A 17,038-nucleotide genomic window follows, 5' to 3' on the forward strand; every position below is an offset into this window, starting at 1 on the left:
GTGCGCGGGGCAGTTGCGAGGCCGCCGCACCCCTTGCACGCCATGGCCGACGATCGTAGTGGGTGGCCGAGTGCTCCATCTCACGTCGGGTGCGTAATCTGGGTGAAATCCGGGGTCGTGATACTGGAGTGCCTCCCCTACCCCCGGCGGTGGTGCACGGACCGTCTGAACTGCAAGGATGTGGCTATGGACAAGCAGCAGGAATTCGTCCTCAGGACACTCGAGGAGCGCGACATCCGGTTCGTCCGGCTGTGGTTCACCGACGTGCTGGGTTACCTCAAGTCCGTGGCCGTGGCCCCTGCCGAGCTGGAACAGGCGTTTGACGAGGGAATCGGCTTCGACGGCTCGGCCATCGAGGGCTTCGCCCGGGTGTACGAGTCGGACATGATCGCCAAGCCGGATCCGGGTACGTTCCAGATCCTGCCCTGGCGCGCGGAGGCCCCCGGCACGGCCCGGATGTTCTGCGACATCCTGATGCCGGACGGCTCGCCCTCCTTCGCCGACCCGCGCTACGTGCTCAAGCGCATCCTGGCCAAGACCTCCGACCTGGGTTTCACCTTCTACACCCACCCGGAGATCGAGTTCTTCCTGCTGAAGGACAAGCCGGTCGACGGCAGCCGGCCGACCCCGGCCGACAGCTCCGGCTACTTCGACCACACCCCGCAGAACGTCGGCATGGACTTCCGCCGCCAGGCGATCACCATGCTCGAATCCATGGGCATCTCGGTCGAGTTCAGCCACCACGAGGGCGCTCCCGGCCAGCAGGAGATCGACCTGCGGTACGCGGACGCGCTGTCGACCGCCGACAACATCATGACGTTCCGCCTGGTCATGAAGCAGGTCGCGCTGGAGCAGGGCGTGCAGGCGACGTTCATGCCGAAGCCGTTCTCGGAGTACCCCGGCTCGGGCATGCACACCCACCTCTCCCTCTTCGAGGGCGACCGCAACGCGTTCTACGAGTCCGGCGCCGAGTACCAGCTCTCCAAGGTCGGCCGCTCCTTCATCGCGGGCCTGCTCAAGCACGCCGCGGAGATCTCCGCGGTGACCAACCAGTGGGTCAACTCCTACAAGCGCATCTGGGGCGGCTCCTCCCGCGCCGCGGGCGCCGGCGGCGAGGCCCCGTCGTACATCTGCTGGGGCCACAACAACCGTTCCGCGCTGATCCGCGTCCCGATGTACAAGCCCGGCAAGACCGGCTCGGCCCGCGTCGAGGTCCGCTCCATCGACTCCGGCGCCAACCCCTACCTCACCTACGCGGTGCTCCTCGCCGCGGGCCTCAAGGGCATCGAGGAGGGCTACGAACTCCCGGCCGGCGCCGACGACGACGTCTGGGCCCTGTCGGATGCCGAGCGCCGCGCGATGGGCATCGAGCCCCTGCCGCAGAACCTCGGCGAGGCGATCTCCCTGATGGAGAAGAGCGAACTGGTCGCCGAGACCCTCGGCGAGCACGTCTTCGACTTCTTCCTGCGCAACAAGAAGCAGGAGTGGGAGGAGTACCGCAGCGAGGTCACGGCCTTCGAGCTGAAGAACCTGCTGCCGGTGCTGTAGGCGCAGGTCGGCGACGTAGACGGCACAACGCGGGCGGGGCGCCCGATCCAGCACTGGGTGCCTCGCCCGCAGTCATGATCAGCTTTGGGCCGTCCGGGGGCCGTCAGGCCGGGACGCGCGACTCAGGTACACCGGGTGGAGGTGTTTTTCTGATGACGGACGCACAGCTGCCACCAGGGTGGACTCTTCAGCGGATCCGCGATGTATCCGGCGACCGGGAAGCTGTCGTCCTGGATCCAAACCGGACCGTGAAGTGGGTCGACGTCGCCGGAGCCGACGAGACGATGAAGGCAGAGATCGTTCTCGGTTTCCACAGCCTGTGCCTTGTGAAGCCCGTCGACGACGATGACTGGTACATGGGCAGTCTGTATGACGACGGAAGCATTGACTGCTGGTCTGCCTACGACGAGCTGTATGAGGGCCTGCGTGGCCTCTAGAGGTACGGGCTGAGTGTCCAACTGTGCGACTACGAGCAGGTGCTGAGGCGAGAGTCCGCAGGCAAGACCGCTCTCCGGCGATGAGCTGGAACTCTTCTTGCAGTACCTGCATCGTTTCGCCCGGCACGAAGTCGATCAGGTCGCGCTCATGGAGGTGGGCGACCCTGAGTACCCGGTCTACGTGACCCTGTCCCGGGCGCTGGAGCCCGGTACCGAGCGTGCTGCCCACCATCGTCCGTAACCGAACCAGGCCGTGTCGTCCGGCATGCACGGCGCCGGGCAGAACGGCGGTGTCATGGATAGCCCGAGGCTTCGCCCTGGCATCCCATTACCGCTGGTCAGCCGTCAACTTCCGGAAGCGCCGTGACTCCAGAGCTCATGGCTCCGCCGGCTGGGCAGCCCGCACCAATTCCCTCGCGATCAACGGCGATGCCAGGCAGGATGCCGTGATGAACACTCCGTTCCTCAACATCCACGGGAAGGCCGAGGACGGTCCGCACCCCTGTCCCTGCTGCGGCTCCCTGACGCTCGGCGAACGCGGCAACTTCGAGATCTGCCCGGTGTGCTTCTGGGAGGACGACGGGCAGGACGACCACGATGCGGACCGAGTTCGGGGCGGCCCCAACGGCCGGCTGAGCCTCACTGAAGCACGGAGGAATTTCCACGCGATGCGTGCTTGCGACGAGCGATGTACTCAGTTCGTACGCGCCCCCCTGCCGACCGAACACCCCACGGTCTGACCTGCCCCCCTTCCCCGGACCGACCCGGGCAGGGGCCACACGTCTGTCCGGTTCCCCGTCGTCCCTGTTACTGACTATTCGTCAGTTCTCTGCGATGCTGCGCGCCATGGCGGACGGACCGGGAGTGGCGGGGAGTGCGGAGGCGACGGCCGGGTGTGGGCCGGATGTGCTGGGGCCGGGGCGGCTGGGGCCGTTGCGGCTGCGCAACCGGGTGATCAAGGCCGCGACCTTCGAGGGCGTCACCCCCGATGCGCTGGTCACCCAGGAGCTCATCGACTACCACCTGCGCCCCGCCGAGGGCGGCGTCGGCATGACCACCGTCGCCTACTGCGCGGTGTCGCCGGAGGGGCGTACCGAGCGGCGTCAGCTGTGGATGCGGCCCGAGGCGCTGCCGGGGCTGCGCCGGCTGACGGCGGCGGTGCACGGGACCGGGGCCGCCGTCTGTGCGCAGCTGGGGCATGCCGGGCCGGTGGCCGACGGGCGTTCCAACAAGGCGGCCTCCCTCGCGCCGACGGCCGGATTCAACGCCCTCAGCATGCGGCGCAACAAGGCCGCCACCGCCGAGGACATCGACCGGGTCGTCCGGGCCCACGCCGACGCGGCGCTGCTGGCGGCCGAGGCCGGGTTCGACGCGGTGGAGATCCATCTCGGGCACAACTACCTCGCGGGCGCCTTCCTCAGCCCCCGTCTGAACAGCCGCACCGACGCCTTCGGGGGCTCCCTGCGTGCCCGGGCCGCCGTGGCGCTCGGTGTCACGCGCGCGGTGCGCGAGGCGCTGGGCGACCGGATCGCCATCACCGCCAAGCTGAACATGAAGGACGGGGTGCGCGGCGGTCTCACCCTGGACGACAGCCTCCAGGTCGCCCGCTGGCTGGAGGAGGAGGGCAGCGTCGACGCCCTCGAACTGACCGCGGGCAGTTCCCTGCTGAACCCGATGTACCTCTTCCGCGGCGACGCCCCCGTCCGCGCGTTCGCGGCCACCTTCCCGTTCCCGCAACGCCTCGCCATCCGCGCGGTCGGCGGCCGCTTCTTCCGTACGTACCCCTACCGGCCGCTCTACCTGCTCGACGCCGCCCGGCAGTTCCGCGCCGCGCTCCGGCTCCCGCTGATCCTCCTCGGCGGGGTCACCGACCGGCAGGGCATGGACCGCGCCATGGCCGAGGGCTTCGAGTTCGTCGCGATGGCCCGCGCCCTGCTGCGCGAGCCGGACCTGCTGCACCGCATCGGCGGGGACACCGCCACCCGTTCGCTGTGCATCCACTGCAACCGCTGCATGCCGACCATCTACACCGGCACCCACTGCCCGGTGATCGGGGAGACGGCGAGCTGAGCGGTTCGGGCGGCGGTGTTCCGGACACCCCCGGCCGGTTGCGCGCCCCCGTGCCCCTGGGCTGCTAGCGTCCCCACTCCGCCGGACCGAAGGAGTGGTGTCCCATGCGTGTCCTCCTGGTCGGAGCGGGCGGTGTCGGCACGGCGATCACCAGGATCGCGGCCCGCCGTCCGTTCTTCGCCCACATGACGGTCGCCGACTACGACCTCGGACGGGCCGAGAGCGCCGTCGCGGCGCTGGGGGAGCGGGGCGACCGGTTCGGCGCCGTCCGGCTGGACGCATCGGACCGGGCGGCGGTGGCGGCGGCCCTCGACGAGCACCGCTGCGACGTCCTGCTCAACGCCACCGACCCCCGCTTCGTGATGCCCCTGTTCGAGGCCGCTCTCGGACATGGCGCGCACTATCTCGACATGGCCATGTCCCTGTCCCGGCCGCACCCCTCCCGTCCGTACGAGGAGTGCGGGGTCAAGCTCGGGGACGCCCAGTTCGAACGGGCCGCGGAGTGGGAGGCCGCCGGACGGCTCGCGCTCGTGGGCATGGGGGTGGAGCCCGGGCTCTCCGACGTGTTCGCCCGGTACGCCTCCGACGAACTCTTCGACGAGATCGACGAGATCGGCATCCGGGACGGGGCGAACCTGACCGTGGACGGCTACGACTTCGCCCCGTCCTTCAGCATCTGGACCACCATCGAGGAGTGCCTGAACCCACCGGTCGTCTACGAGCAGGAGCGCGGCTGGTACACCACGGCCCCCTTCAGCGAGCCGGAGGTCTTCGACTTCCCCGACGGCATCGGCCCCGTGGAGTGCGTCAACGTGGAGCACGAGGAGGTGCTGCTCGTGCCGCGGTGGCTGAAGGCCCGGAAGGTCACCTTCAAGTACGGGCTCGGCGACGAGTTCATCGGGGTGCTCCGCACGCTCCACATGCTCGGACTCGACCGGACCGACCCCGTGTCCGTACCGAGCGACATCGGACGGGCCGCCGTCTCGCCGCGTGACGTGGTCGCCGCCTGTCTGCCCGACCCGGCCGGACTCGGCGAGCGGATGCACGGGAAGACCTGCGCGGGGACCTGGGTGAAGGGCCGCAAGGACGGGCGGGCGCGCGAGGTCTACCTCTACCACGTCGTCGACAACCAGTGGTCGATGCGGGAGTACGGCTCCCAGGCCGTCGTCTGGCAGACCGCGATCAACCCGGTGGCCGCCCTCGAACTCGTCGCGAGCGGGGTGTGGAGCGGCAGCGGGGTGCTCGGGCCCGAAGCCATGCCGCCGCGCCCGTTCCTCGACCTGCTGACCGAGTACGGCGCACCGTGGGGCCTGCGCGAGCAGTGATCCGTGGTGCGTACATCCGCTGAACGGCGGGCCTGTCGAATGTGCGCACCCGGAATCGCCTCAATAGCATGAGAAACGCACATTCCACATTCTTCCGGGCCCGTGACCGTAGCGAGGGCGCATGGCAGAGGACCTTGCCGGACCGGCGCGGCCGGCGACACTGAAGGCCAACGCGATCGGCTTCGTCGACGCGCTCGTCATCGGGCTGAACGCCACCTCCCCGGCCTACTCCGTGGCGGCCGTCATCGGGCCGATCGTCGCGCTCGTCGGCATCTACGCACCCGGAGTGCTCTTCGCCTCCTTCGTGCCGATGCTCTTCATCGCCTCGGCCTTCTACTACCTGAACAAGGTCGACCAGGACTGCGGGACGACGTTCTCCTGGGTGACGCGTGCGATGGGCCCGTGGACCGGATGGCTGGGGGGATGGGCCATCACGATGACCGGGGTGCTCGTGGTGGGGTCCCTCGCGGACGTCGCCGTCAGCTTCGGTCTGCTGGCCGTCGGCCTCGACAGCTGGGCCGACAACACCTTCGTACGGCAGCTGCTCACCGTGCTGCTGATCATCGTGATGACGGGCCTGTGCGTCATCGGCACCGAACTCTCGGCCAAGGTGCAGAACGTGCTGATCCTGGCCCAGGTCGCCTTCCTGCTCGCCTTCGTCGTCGTCGCGCTCTACCGCGTGTACGCGGGCACGACCTCGTTCGACTCCATCCACCCGTCGGCCGGGTGGCTCAACCCCTTCGGCGCCGGCGGCGCGGCCCTCACCAGCGGCCTGCTGCTCGGCGTGTTCATCTACTGGGGGTGGGAGTCCGCCGTCAACCTCACCGAGGAGGTCGAGGACTCCGCGACCGCGCCCGGCAAGGCCGGTGTGTGGTCCACCGTCATCCTGCTGGTGACGTACCTGTCCGTCGGCTTCGCGGTCGTCGCCTTCGCCGGAACGGCCTATCTGGCCGAGAACGCCGGCGAGGAGGAGTTCGTCTTCGCCCTGCTCGCCCGCGAGGTCATGGGCGGCTGGGACTGGATCGTGCTGCTCGCGGTCGCCACCTCCGCGCTCGCCTCGACCCAGACCACCATCATCCCGGCCTCCCGCACCGCGCTCTCGATGGCCCGCCGGCACGCCCTGCCCGCGCACTTCGCCCGCATCAGCCCGCGGTTCCGGACCCCCGACGTGAGCACCTGGTGGGTGGCCGGCATCGCCATCGCCTGGTACCTCGTCGTCAACCAGATCAGCGAGAACGCCCTCTTCGACTCGCTGACGGCCCTGTCCCTGCTGATCGCCTTCTACTACGCCCTGACCGGGGTGGCCTGCGCGGTCTACTACCGCCGCCATCTGACCGAGAGCGTACGGAGCTTCCTGCTCATCGGCCTCGGCCCGGTGGTCGGCTCCGGGCTGCTGACCTGGCTGCTCGTGCGGTCCGTCATCGACATGTCCGACCCGGCGAACTCCTACAGCGGCACCTCGTGGTTCGGCCTCGGCCCGCCTCTCGTCATCGGTATCGGCATCAGCCTGATCGGTGTGGTGCTCATGGTGGTGTGGCGGCTGCGGTCGTCGGTGTTCTGGAACGAACGGCGCGGTGTGGTCGACCCCCGCCTCGTGCACGGTGAGGAGCGCTGAGATGTCCGTCGTCCTCGGCTACGACGAGTCGCCCGGCGCGGCCCGGGCCCTGCGCATCGCGATCGAGGTGGCCGCCGCCTACGGCGAACCCCTCGTCCTGGTCTACGGGGCGGCGCCGCCCGGTCCCACCGGCGAGGAGTACCGGGCCGCCTACGACGCCGTCCGCCAGGCCGGGCGCTCGGGCCTGGAGCGGGCGCTCGCCGCGGCCGGAGAGGCGGGCGTGCCGGCCACCGTCGAGGTGATCGACCGCGCCCCGGCCCAGGCCCTGATCGAGGCCGCCGCGCGGCACGGAGGGCGCGTCATCGTGGTGGGCAGCTGGGGCGAGAGCCCGATCCGCGGAGCCCTGCTCGGCTCCACCCCGCACAAGCTCCTGCACCTGTCGACCGTGCCCGTGCTCTGCGTGCCGACGGAGGCGGAGACGGAGGAGGCGGCCACGGGAGAGTGAGGGGAGAGTGAGGGCGGCCGCCGGGTGTCCGCTCTCAGGCGAAGCTCCGGCCCATCTCGTCCAGGATCTCGTCGATCACCTCGGCGGGCTCCCGCGCCAGATCCTCCTCGATCCACATCCGCATCGCGATCCGCAGCGAGGAGAGGAACGCCGCCGCCAGGACCAGCGGGCGGACCGGCTCCCCGGAACCGTTCGGACGGGCCGCCACCGCCTCGGCCAGATCGCGCTCCAGTGCGGCGTGGTTGGCGAGCTGGCGGGCCAGCAGCGAAGGATGGCGCATGGCGAGCCGGGTCCGGACGGCCCACTCGCGCTCCGGGGGCGCGACCCGCTCGCCGAACTGCCGCACGGCCGCCCGCAGCGCCGTCCAGGCGCTCTCCTCGGCCGGCCGCTCGCGCACGGCCCGCACCAGCTCCCCGATCTGCTGCTCCTCGCCGTGCAGCAGGGCGTCCTCCTTGCCCGTGAAGTAGTTGGAGAACGTTCTGCGGGAGATCCCGGCCGCGTCCGCCACGGCCTCCACCGTGACCTGGTCGAAGCCGTGCTCGACGGTCAGCCGCAGGGCCGCTTCGTGCACGGCCTGCCGGGTGGCTTCCTTCTTGCGTTCCCGCAGTCCCACAGGGCGTTCCATGGCAGCCATTATCCGCCGGTCCGAGCAGCACACCGCCTCGTCAATGCGCTGGACCGGACCTGTCACGTCACCGACAATGGCGGTACGGCCGCCATTGTCGGAGCGGACCGTGGACGGGGGACGACCGATGACCGAGGTTCTCGTTGTGCTCGGACTGCTGTTCACCACGATCGTCTTCCTGGTCGTGAAGCTGACGCTGAAGGAACGGCGGCGCCGGACGGAGAACTTCGACGGCCAGCAGATCGAGCGCCACCACAGCGCGGAGATCCGCGACATCAGGGCCGCCAACACCTCGATCGCCGTCCACAACCGCCTCATCGACGGCGGCAACGACTGGCGGCCCCGGAAGCGCTGAGCGCGGCCGGAAGGGGCCCGGAGCCGGGCTGAGGTAGTCTTCGCTTCCCCGCACGGGGACGTACCGAAGGAGGTGGGACCCATTACCGCTGTATCAGGCCGGGTGCTCCCCTCCCACGATCGCGTGGCCGGCCGGACGTAACCGGTCGCGGAGCACCCCTCGGCGTTTCCCGAAAGGCTCCGCTCCATGCCGGTCCCCCTGTCACCGCTCGCCCTCTCCTCCCTCGTCACCACCCTCCGCTCCGCCGGCTGTGTCTTCGCCGAGGACGAGGCGGAGCTCATCGCCGCCACCGCGGACCGCCCCGCCGAACTCGCCGCCATGGTGGAACGGCGCGTCTGCGGCCACCCCCTGGAACACGTCCTCGGCTGGGCCGAGTTCAGCGGACTGCGGATCGCCGTCGACCCCGGTGTCTTCGTTCCCCGCCGCCGCACCGAGTTCCTGATCCACCAGGCCGTGGCACTGGCCTCGAGCCCGGCCGTCGTCGTCGACCTCTGCTGCGGCTCCGGCGCGCTCGGCGCCGCGCTCGCCGCCGCCCTGGACGGGGTCGAACTCCACGCCGCCGACGTCGAACCCGCCGCGGTGCGCTGCGCCCGCCGCAACGTCGGCGGCCTCGGCCGGGTCTACGAGGGAGACCTCTTCGACCCGCTGCCCGGCGCCCTGCGCGGACGCGTCGACGTGCTCCTCGCCAATGTGCCGTACGTACCGACCGGCGACGTAGCCCTGCTGCCCGCCGAGGCCCGCGTCCACGAGCCGCTCGTCGCCCTCGACGGGGGCGGCGACGGCCTCGACGTGCTGCGCCGGGTGGCCGCCGAGGCGCCGCGGTGGCTGGCCCCCGGCGGCAGTCTGCTGGTGGAGACCAGCGAACGGCAGGCGGCACGGGCCGAGGAGACCGTGCGCGGCAGCGGACTGGTCCCGCGCGTCGTCACCTCCGACGAGCTGTACGCCACCGTCGTCATCGGAACCCTGCCGGCCTCCTGAGCCGGGAACCCGAACGGGCCCGTGCACCGGGCCCGTTCGGACCGCCCGCTCAGACGAAGCGCCACCGGGTCTGCGTGAACGGGTCGCCCTTGCCGAAACCGAACACCGTGCGCGGGGACACCGCGAAGACCTCGGCCCGGTTGCCCTGCGCACCCACGAACACGCCGTCGGCCACGTCGAAGCGCCAGTCCGGCCCGTACTTCTCCTCCCACACCTGCGCCAGCCGGGCCAGCGCCTCCCCGTCGGCCACCCGCTCCGCCCGGCCCTCGACGACCACGTCGTACCCCGCCGACCAGGAATTGGTCCCGGTCGTCAGGACCACCTCGTCGTTGGCCGCCAGGTTGCGGGCCTTGCGTTCGTCGGCGCCCGTGCAGAAGTGCAGCGCGCCCTGCCACCAGACACCGATCAGCGGGGTGACGTGCGGGCGGCCGTCCGGGCGGACCGTGCTCAGCCAGTACAGCTCGGCACCGGACAGCAGCCGCCGCGCGTCCTCCCAGGCGCCGGGTGCCGCCCCCGGGCTGCTGTAGCGGGGGTCCAGCTCGGCGACGGGCTCGGGTGCGGACATGGTCGGTCCTCCTGGTCGGTCCTGAAAGCGATGCTGCCTGCGAAGTACGGACTGCGCACCCGCTCCGTATTCATCGGTGCGCGGCTAGGCTCGTAGAAGTGGCAGGTGATCGGGCGGCGAGCAGGAGAGCGCGGAATGACGACGTTGCCGGGGCGCAGGAGCAGCACTTTCACCCGACTGCTGCGGCACGGTTTCACCGACCCGTCCGCCGCCGAGCGGCTCCTCGACCTGCCGGATCTGTCCTCCGTACGCTCCGACCCCGTCCTCCTCGAAGCCCTCGGGGCCACCGCCGACCCCGACCTGGCGCTGCGCGGCGTCGTGCGGCTCGTCGAGGCGGAGGAGGCCGACGAGCGGCAGATCCTGCTGGACACGCTCGTCACCGCCAAGCCCCTGCGGGACCGGCTCCTCGGCGTTCTCGGCGCGTCCGAGGCACTGGGTGACCACCTGGCCCGGCACCCGCGCGACTGGCAGGCCCTCGTCACGTACGAGGCGGCCGATCTCCATCCCGGCGTCCCCGAATTCGAACGCGAGCTGGCCGGGGCCGACGATCCGGACTCGCTGCGCGTCGCCTACCGCCGCTGCCTGCTGTCGATAGCGGCACGCGACGTGTGCGGGACGACGGACGTCGCCGAGACCGCCGCCGAGCTCGCCGACCTGGCCACCGCGACGCTCCGGGCCGCGCTCGCCATCGCCCGCACGGCAGCGCCCGCCGACGCCGCGCAGTGCCGCCTCGCCGTCATCGCCATGGGCAAGTGCGGCGGCCACGAGCTGAACTACGTCTCCGACGTCGACGTCATCTTCGTCGCGGAACCTCTCGACGACGCCGCGGAGAACGGGGCCGTCCAGGCGGCCACCCGGCTGGCCGCCCACATGATGCGGGTCTGCGCCGACACGACCGTCGAGGGCACCATCTGGCCCGTGGACGCCAACCTCCGGCCGGAGGGCCGCAACGGGCCGCTGGTGCGCACGCTCAGCTCGCACCTCGCCTACTACCAGCGCTGGGCCAAGACCTGGGAGTTCCAGGCGCTCCTCAAGGCCCGGCCGGTGGCCGGCGACCCCGAGCTGGGCGCCGAGTACGTCGAGGCCGTCTCGCCCCTCGTGTGGCAGGCCGCGGACCGCGACAACTTCGTCCCCGACGTGCAGAAGATGCGCCGCCGCGTCGTCGACACCATCCCCGCCGACCGCGTCGAGCGCGAGATCAAGCTCGGCCCCGGCGGGCTGCGGGACGTCGAGTTCGCCGTCCAGCTGCTCCAGCTCGTGCACGGCCGCAGCGACACCACCCTGCGCAGCGGATCGACCCTGGAGGCCCTGGGCGCGCTCGCCGAGGGCGGCTACGTGGGACGGGTGGACGCCTCCCAGCTGGACGACGCCTACCGCTTCCTGCGCGAGATGGAGCACCGCATCCAGCTCTACCGGCTGCGCCGCACCCACCTGGTGCCGGAGGACGAGCCGGACCTGCGCCGGCTCGGCCGCTCCCTCGGTATGCGCACCGACCCCATCGCCGAGCTGAACCAGGCCTGGAAGCGGCACGCGTCCGTCGTGCGGCGGCTGCACGAGAAGCTGTTCTACCGGCCGCTGCTGGACGCCGTCGCCCAGCTCGCGCCCGGTGAGTCCCGGCTCAGCACCAAGGCCGCCGCGCACCGGCTCGAAGCCCTCGGATACGAGGACCCGGCGGCCGCCCTGCGTCACCTGGAGGCGCTGTCGTCCGGGGTCTCCCGCAAGGCAGCCATCCAGCGCACCCTGCTGCCGGTGCTGCTCGGCTGGTTCGCCGACTCCGCGGACCCGGACGCCGGGCTGCTCGGCTTCCGCAAGGTGTCCGACGCGCTCGGCAAGACCCCGTGGTACCTGCGGCTGCTCCGCGACGAGGGCGCGGCGGCGGAGAATCTGGCACGTGTCCTGTCCGCGGGCCGGCTCGCCCCCGACCTGCTGCTGCGCGCCCCCGAGGCGGTCGCGATCCTCGGCGACCCGCAGGGGCTGAAGCCGCGCGGCCGGGACGCCCTGGAGCAGGAGGTACTGGCCGCTGTGGGGCGGGCCGAGGACGCCGAATCGGCGGTGGCGGTGGTGCGAGGAGTGCGCCGGCGCGAACTGTTCCGTACGACGTCCGCGGACCTCATCGGCTCCTACGGCACCGAGGAGAGCCCCGCCGAACCCGACCCCGGGGCGCTCGTCGACCGGGTCGGCACCGCCGTCACCGACCTGAACGCCGTCACGATCGCCGGGGCGCTGCGCGCCGCCGTCCGCGCCGAGTGGGGCGACACCCTGCCCACCCGGTTCGCGGTGATCGGCATGGGCCGCTTCGGCGGCCACGAGCTCGGATACGGCTCCGACGCGGACGTCCTGTTCGTGCACGCGCCCCGCGAGGGCGTCGACGAGCAGGAGGCCGGCCGGGCCGCGAACCGGGTGGTCGCCGAGATGCGCAGGCTGCTCCAGCTGCCCACCGCGGACCCGCCGCTGATCATCGACGCCGATCTGCGCCCCGAGGGCAAGACCGGGCCGATGGTGCGCACGCTGAAGTCGTACGAGGCGTACTACCGGCGCTGGTCGCTGGGCTGGGAGAGCCAAGCCCTGCTGCGCGCCCAGCCGATGGCCGGCGACGCGGACCTGGGCCGCGAGTTCATCGGCCTGATCGACCCGCTGCGGTATCCGGTGGAGGGGCTGGGCGAGGACGCCGTCCGTGAGATCCGACGGCTCAAGGCCCGGATGGAGTCCGAACGGATGCCCCGCGGGGCGGACGCGACCCTCCACACGAAGCTGGGGCGGGGCGGGCTCAGCGACGTCGAGTGGACGGTCCAGCTGATGCAGATGCAGCACGGCTGGGCGGAGCCGGGCCTGCGGACCACCCGAACGAGGGAGGCGCTGGCGGCGGCGTGCGCGGCGGAGCTGATCTCCGGGGAGGACGCGCAGACGCTGGACGAGGCGTGGGTACTGGCGACGCGGGTCCGCAACGCGGTGATGCTGGTGCGCGGACGGCCGGGCGACACGTTCCCCTCCGGGCCGCGCGAGCTGACCGCGGTGGGGCGGTATCTGGGGTACGAGCCCGGGCATGTCGGGGACATGCTGGACGACTACCGGCGGATCACGCGGCGGGCCCGGGCGGTGGTGGACGAGCGGTTCTACGGGGCGGCGTGAGGGGGCCCCTTGCGGGGCCGGGTTCCTGGGGTGGCGCTGTGCGGGTGCGGGTGCGCCGGGGTTTCGGGGCTCTGCCCCGGGCCCCGCTCCTCAATCGCCGGAGGGGCTTGATTTCCGCCCTGCCGGAGGGGCTTGATTTCCTCCCCGGCCCCGCTCCTCAGTCGCCCGACGGGCTTGAGGCGGCCGCTGCCTTCTGGTGGAAGCGCGGGCGCCTGGTCACCGCGGCCAGGCGGGGGCGGCGGGCCGGTTTCGGGGGGATCAGCTTCGGCAGGTGGTGCGGCAGCGCTCCGTACCAGGCGTACGTCACCGCGTAACCGAAGGCCAGGCACGCCATGCCGCCCACCGCGTCCAGCCAGAAGTGGTTCGCCGTCGACACGATCACGAGCAGGGTCACGGTCGGGTAGACCAGGCCCAGGATGCGCGCCCACGGGGCGGAGGCCAGTGCGAAGACGGTCAGGCCGCACCACAGCGACCAGCCGATGTGCATCGACGGCATCGCCGCGTACTGGTTCGACATCTGCTTGAAGTTGCCCGACGCCATCGAACCCCAGGTCTGGTGGACCATGACCGTGTCGATGAAGTGGCCGCCGTTCATCAGCCTGGGCGGGGCCAGCGGATACAGGTAGTAACCGAGCAACGCCACCGCCGTGGTCGCGAACAGCGCCAGCCGGGCGGGTGCGTAGCGGCCCGGGTGGCGTCGGAACAGCCAGATGAGCACCCCGATGGTGACGACGAAGTGCAGTGTCGCGTAGTAGTAGTTCATCGACACGATCAGCCATGTCACCGAGTTGACCGCGTGGTTGACCGACTGCTCGAAGGCGATGCCCAGGAACCGTTCGACCGACCAGAGCCAGTCGGCGTTGGAGAGCGCCGCGGCCTTCTGCTCGGGTACGGCGTTGCGCACCAGTGAGTACAGCCAGTAACTGACCGCGATCAGCAGGATTTCGAACCAGATGCGGGGCCGCCGGGGCGACCTCGGGGACCGCAGTCCCGCCAGGCCCCGGTCGAGCAGTCTGCCGACCCGGTTCCCGCCGCCCTGCTGCCGTGTGTTCGCCTGGGGAGCCGCCTCGTTCACGATGGGTGACGGGGTGGCCTCCGTGCGGCCTTCCTGTCGTTTCACGCTCAATTCACCCATAGGCACAGAGTCTGCCAGATTTGCCCCCTCCGCCCGATGATCCTCCGGTCGGGGGCGGGCTGCACGTCCTGCGGGTTACGAACGCGCGTGGGATCCTGGAACGGCCGGAGCGCCGGAGGCCGCGTCAGGGCCGGGTCCCGCAGCCGTCGAGCCGCGGACGACCAGCTCCGGCATGAAGACGAACTCGCTGTGCGGGGCGGGTGTGCCGCCGATCTCCTCCAGGAGCGTGCGCACCGCGGCCTGGCCCATCGCCGTCACCGGCTGCCGGATCGTGGTCAGCGGCGGATCGGTGAACGCTATGAGCGGGGAGTCGTCGTAGCCGACGACCGACAGGTCCCGCGGTACGTCCCGGGAGAGCCGGCGGGCGGCGCGGATCGCACCGAGCGCCATCATGTCGCTCGCGCACACCACGGCCGTGCAGCCCCGCTCCATCAGCGCCGAGGCGGCGGCCTGGCCGCCCTCCAGCGTGTACAGCGAGTGCTGGATCAGCTCCTCGACCTCGTCCGCCGTGAGTTTCAACTGCTCCTGCATCGTGGCGTGGAAGCCCTCGATCTTGCGGAGCACGGGCACGAAGCGCTTCGGGCCGACCGCCAGGCCGATCCGGGTGTGGCCCAGCGACACCAGGTGCGTCACCGCCAGCCGCATCGCGGCCCGGTCGTCCGGGGAGATGAACGGCGCCTGCACCTTGGGGGAGAAGCCGTTGACCAGGACGAAGGGGACACCCTGGGCGCGCAGTTGTTCGTAGCGCTGCATGTCGGCCGAGGTGTCGGCGTGCAGTCCGGAGACGAAGATGATCCCGGAGACGCCGCGGTCGACCAGCATCTCCGTGAGCTCGTCCTCGGTGGAGCCGCCGGGGGTCTGGGTCGCCAGCACCGGGGTGTATCCCTGTCGCGTCAGCGCCTGGCCGATGACCTGGGCGAGCGCCGGGAAGATGGGGTTCTCCAGCTCGGGCGTGATCAGGCCGACCAGGCCCGCGCTGCGCCGGCGCAGCCGAACGGGCCGTTCGTAGCCCAGGACGTCGAGCGCGGCGAGGACGGATTCGCGGGTGGCCGCAGCAACACCGGGCTTGCCGTTCAGTACACGGCTGACCGTAGCTTCGCTGACCCCCGCCTGAGTTGCGATATCGGCAAGCCGTGCGGTCATGGGAATGGACTGTACCGGGAGTGGGTCGGATTGCCCACCATGCACAGGATTCGGGCGGGGGTGCCCGGGTGCGGCCCCGGCCGGGCGGCCGGAGGGGGCGGCCTTCACCACCCCGCAGCAACAACTTGCAAGGTCTTGCGAGGCGGATCCGCGGGCCGCGGTCGGATCGTCACACTGCGGAATCATGGGTGGTGGCCTGCTATTGCCAGGGTGTGGGGGCTCCCGTCAAGAGGCTTGACGGCAACCGTGAGGACACGCGAATGTAACGATCGCCGGAGCTTGCAGAAATCTTCCGCAAACTCTTTCGGCCGTCTTTCATCCTTGTTACGTTCACGTCGACCCGGCGCCGCGACGGAGCGGTACGGCAGTTGAAGGAGTTCAGATGCGACGTGGCATAACGGCCACCGCCCTGGTCGCGGCCCTGGCGCTCGCGGCGACCGCCTGCGGCAGCGACGACGACAGTTCCAACGGCACCTCCAAGGGCTCGGGCGAGCTCTCCGGCACCGTCACCTGGTGGGACACCTCCACGGCGGGCAGCGAGGACAAGGTCTTCAAGAAGATCGCCGAGGGCTTCGAGAAGGAGCACCCGAAGGTCGACGTCAAGTACGTCAACGTTCCCTTCGGTGATGCGCAGAACAAGTTCAAGAACGCCGCCCAGTCCGGCTCCGGCGCCCCCGACGTGATCCGCTCCGAGGTCGCCTGGACGCCCGAGTTCGCGGACCTGGGTTACCTGGCCCCGCTCGACGGAACCGCCGCGCTCGTGAAGCAGGACGACTTCCTGAAGCAGGCCGCCGCGTCCACCAAGTACGACGGCAAGACGTACGCGGTGCCGCAGGTCATCGACTCCATGGGCATCTTCTACAACAAGAAGATCTTCAAGGAGGCCGGCGTCGAGGTCCCGAAGTCGATCGACGAGCTGAAGACCGTCTCCAAGAAGATCAAGGACAAGACCGGCAAGACCGGTCTGTACCTGCGCGGCGACGACGCGTACTGGTTCCTGTCCTTCCTGTACGGCGAGGGCGGCGACATGGTCGACGCCTCCAACAAGTCCGTCACCATCGACAACGCGGCCGGCGTCAAGGCCATGAAGGTCGTCAAGGACCTCGTCGACTCCGGCACCGCCAAGACCGACGCGACGGACGGCTGGGAGAACATGCAGTCGTCCTTCAAGGACGGCGACGTGGCGATGATGATCAACGGCCCGTGGGCCGTCGCCGACACGTACGCCGGCAAGGAGTTCAAGGACAAGGCCAACCTGGGCGTCGCCCCGGTCCCGGCCGGCTCCGCCGCGCAGGGCGCCCCGCAGGGCGGTCACAACCTGGCCGTCTACGCCGGTTCCAAGAACCTCGACGCCTCCTACGCCTTCGTCGACTACATGACCTCCGTCAAGACCCAGGCCCAGGTCACCAAGGAGCTCAACCTCCTGCCGACCCGTACCTCGGCCTACGCCGAGGAGGCCGTGGTCGACAACGAGATCGTCGGCTTCTTCAAGCCGGTCGTCGAGTCCGCCGTCGAGCGTCCCTGGATCCCGGAGACCGGCAGCCTCTTCGCCCCGCTCGTCACCGAGTACACCAAGGTCCTCACCGGCCAGACCTCCCCGGAGAAGGCCGTCAAGACGACCGGCGACTCCTACCGCAAGCTCCTCAAGGGCTGGAAGTAACCCAGGAA

Annotated in this window: 15 protein-coding genes; 11 read left to right on the top strand and 4 right to left on the bottom strand. The window is 70.6% G+C overall.

Features of this window, described 5'->3' with window-relative positions; genetic code table 11:
• Nucleotides 1-186 precede the first annotated feature (186 nt).
• From glnA to OG521_28425, 7 genes are all read left to right on the top strand, one after another.
• Nucleotides 187-1,548: a type I glutamate--ammonia ligase gene (gene glnA / locus OG521_28395; protein ID WUW24470.1), complete on the top strand. Its 1,362-nt coding sequence runs from the start codon at nt 187-189 to the stop codon at nt 1,546-1,548.
• 152 nt (nt 1,549-1,700) lie between these two features.
• Nucleotides 1,701-1,985 carry a hypothetical protein gene (locus tag OG521_28400; GenBank protein ID WUW24471.1) on the top strand — a complete coding sequence of 95 codons (285 nt, stop codon included), beginning with the start codon at nt 1,701-1,703 and terminating at the stop codon, nt 1,983-1,985.
• A 449-nt stretch (nt 1,986-2,434) separates the two neighbouring features.
• The gene (locus OG521_28405) at nt 2,435-2,725 is read left to right on the top strand and encodes a CPCC family cysteine-rich protein (GenBank protein ID WUW24472.1); all 291 of its coding nucleotides are present in this window, start codon (nt 2,435-2,437) and stop codon (nt 2,723-2,725) included.
• Nucleotides 2,726-2,831: 106 nt separating this feature from the next.
• On the top strand, nt 2,832-4,055 hold the full coding sequence (locus tag OG521_28410; protein ID WUW24473.1) for an NADH:flavin oxidoreductase: 1,224 nt from the start codon (nt 2,832-2,834) through the stop codon (nt 4,053-4,055).
• 104 nt (nt 4,056-4,159) lie between these two features.
• Nucleotides 4,160-5,380: a saccharopine dehydrogenase NADP-binding domain-containing protein gene (locus tag OG521_28415; GenBank protein WUW24474.1), complete on the top strand. Its 1,221-nt coding sequence runs from the start codon at nt 4,160-4,162 to the stop codon at nt 5,378-5,380.
• 121 nt (nt 5,381-5,501) lie between these two features.
• Nucleotides 5,502-6,995: an APC family permease gene (locus tag OG521_28420; GenBank protein ID WUW24475.1), complete on the top strand. Its 1,494-nt coding sequence runs from the start codon at nt 5,502-5,504 to the stop codon at nt 6,993-6,995.
• Nucleotide 6,996: 1 nt separating this feature from the next.
• Complete coding sequence (locus OG521_28425) at nt 6,997-7,440, top strand: universal stress protein (GenBank protein ID WUW24476.1); 444 nt, start codon at nt 6,997-6,999, stop codon at nt 7,438-7,440.
• Between the two features lie 34 nt (nt 7,441-7,474).
• Here OG521_28425 and OG521_28430 read toward each other — a convergent pair whose 3' ends face one another.
• Nucleotides 7,475-8,065: a TetR family transcriptional regulator gene (locus OG521_28430; GenBank protein WUW24477.1), complete on the bottom strand. Its 591-nt coding sequence runs from the start codon at nt 8,063-8,065 to the stop codon at nt 7,475-7,477.
• Nucleotides 8,066-8,192: 127 nt separating this feature from the next.
• Between OG521_28430 and OG521_28435 the strand changes: the two genes are divergently transcribed.
• Both OG521_28435 and OG521_28440 read left to right on the top strand, forming a co-directional pair.
• Nucleotides 8,193-8,420: a hypothetical protein gene (locus tag OG521_28435; GenBank protein WUW24478.1), complete on the top strand. Its 228-nt coding sequence runs from the start codon at nt 8,193-8,195 to the stop codon at nt 8,418-8,420.
• Between the two features lie 186 nt (nt 8,421-8,606).
• Nucleotides 8,607-9,398, top strand: coding sequence for a putative protein N(5)-glutamine methyltransferase (locus tag OG521_28440; GenBank protein ID WUW24479.1), 792 nt, complete (start codon nt 8,607-8,609; stop codon nt 9,396-9,398).
• 49 nt (nt 9,399-9,447) lie between these two features.
• On the opposite strand, the gene OG521_28445 is transcribed toward OG521_28440, so the two are convergent.
• Nucleotides 9,448-9,963, bottom strand: a complete 516-nt coding sequence (locus OG521_28445) for a pyridoxamine 5'-phosphate oxidase family protein (GenBank protein WUW24480.1) — start codon at nt 9,961-9,963, stop codon at nt 9,448-9,450.
• A gap of 135 nt (nt 9,964-10,098) precedes the next feature.
• On the opposite strand from OG521_28445, the gene OG521_28450 reads away from it, so the two are divergent.
• Nucleotides 10,099-13,092 (top strand): bifunctional [glutamine synthetase] adenylyltransferase/[glutamine synthetase]-adenylyl-L-tyrosine phosphorylase, encoded by a 2,994-nt coding sequence (locus OG521_28450; GenBank protein WUW24481.1) that lies wholly within the window; start codon nt 10,099-10,101, stop codon nt 13,090-13,092.
• 157 nt (nt 13,093-13,249) lie between these two features.
• Here the strand turns inward: OG521_28450 and OG521_28455 are convergent, their stop codons facing one another.
• Together OG521_28455 and OG521_28460 are read right to left on the bottom strand one after the other, a co-directional pair.
• Complete coding sequence (locus tag OG521_28455) at nt 13,250-14,167, bottom strand: phosphatase PAP2 family protein (protein WUW26830.1); 918 nt, start codon at nt 14,165-14,167, stop codon at nt 13,250-13,252.
• 135 nt (nt 14,168-14,302) lie between these two features.
• Complete coding sequence (locus OG521_28460; GenBank protein WUW24482.1) at nt 14,303-15,370, bottom strand: LacI family transcriptional regulator; 1,068 nt, start codon at nt 15,368-15,370, stop codon at nt 14,303-14,305.
• A 382-nt stretch (nt 15,371-15,752) separates the two neighbouring features.
• Between OG521_28460 and OG521_28465 the strand changes: the two genes are divergently transcribed.
• On the top strand, nt 15,753-17,030 hold the full coding sequence (locus OG521_28465) for an extracellular solute-binding protein (protein ID WUW24483.1): 1,278 nt from the start codon (nt 15,753-15,755) through the stop codon (nt 17,028-17,030).
• Nucleotides 17,031-17,038: the final 8 nt, after the last annotated feature.

The sequence above is a fragment of the Streptomyces sp. NBC_01463 genome (genome assembly GCA_036227345.1).
GTDB lineage: Bacteria > Actinomycetota > Actinomycetes > Streptomycetales > Streptomycetaceae > Streptomyces.

Bases quoted from the DNA above. Each gene is read 5' to 3' on its own strand.
- glnA (WUW24470.1), top strand. From the start codon at position 187: ATGGACAAGCAGCAGGAATTCGTCCTCAGGACACTCGAGGAGCGCGAC.
- OG521_28400 (WUW24471.1), top strand. From the start codon at position 1,701: ATGACGGACGCACAGCTGCCACCAGGGTGGACTCTTCAGCGGATCCGC.
- OG521_28405 (WUW24472.1), top strand. From the start codon at position 2,435: ATGAACACTCCGTTCCTCAACATCCACGGGAAGGCCGAGGACGGTCCG.
- OG521_28410 (WUW24473.1), top strand. From the start codon at position 2,832: ATGGCGGACGGACCGGGAGTGGCGGGGAGTGCGGAGGCGACGGCCGGG.
- OG521_28415 (WUW24474.1), top strand. From the start codon at position 4,160: ATGCGTGTCCTCCTGGTCGGAGCGGGCGGTGTCGGCACGGCGATCACC.
- OG521_28420 (WUW24475.1), top strand. From the start codon at position 5,502: ATGGCAGAGGACCTTGCCGGACCGGCGCGGCCGGCGACACTGAAGGCC.
- OG521_28425 (WUW24476.1), top strand. From the start codon at position 6,997: ATGTCCGTCGTCCTCGGCTACGACGAGTCGCCCGGCGCGGCCCGGGCC.
- OG521_28430 (WUW24477.1), bottom strand. From the start codon at position 8,065: ATGGAACGCCCTGTGGGACTGCGGGAACGCAAGAAGGAAGCCACCCGG.
- OG521_28435 (WUW24478.1), top strand. From the start codon at position 8,193: ATGACCGAGGTTCTCGTTGTGCTCGGACTGCTGTTCACCACGATCGTC.
- OG521_28440 (WUW24479.1), top strand. From the start codon at position 8,607: ATGCCGGTCCCCCTGTCACCGCTCGCCCTCTCCTCCCTCGTCACCACC.
- OG521_28445 (WUW24480.1), bottom strand. From the start codon at position 9,963: ATGTCCGCACCCGAGCCCGTCGCCGAGCTGGACCCCCGCTACAGCAGC.
- OG521_28450 (WUW24481.1), top strand. From the start codon at position 10,099: ATGACGACGTTGCCGGGGCGCAGGAGCAGCACTTTCACCCGACTGCTG.
- OG521_28460 (WUW24482.1), bottom strand. From the start codon at position 15,370: ATGACCGCACGGCTTGCCGATATCGCAACTCAGGCGGGGGTCAGCGAA.
- OG521_28465 (WUW24483.1), top strand. From the start codon at position 15,753: ATGCGACGTGGCATAACGGCCACCGCCCTGGTCGCGGCCCTGGCGCTC.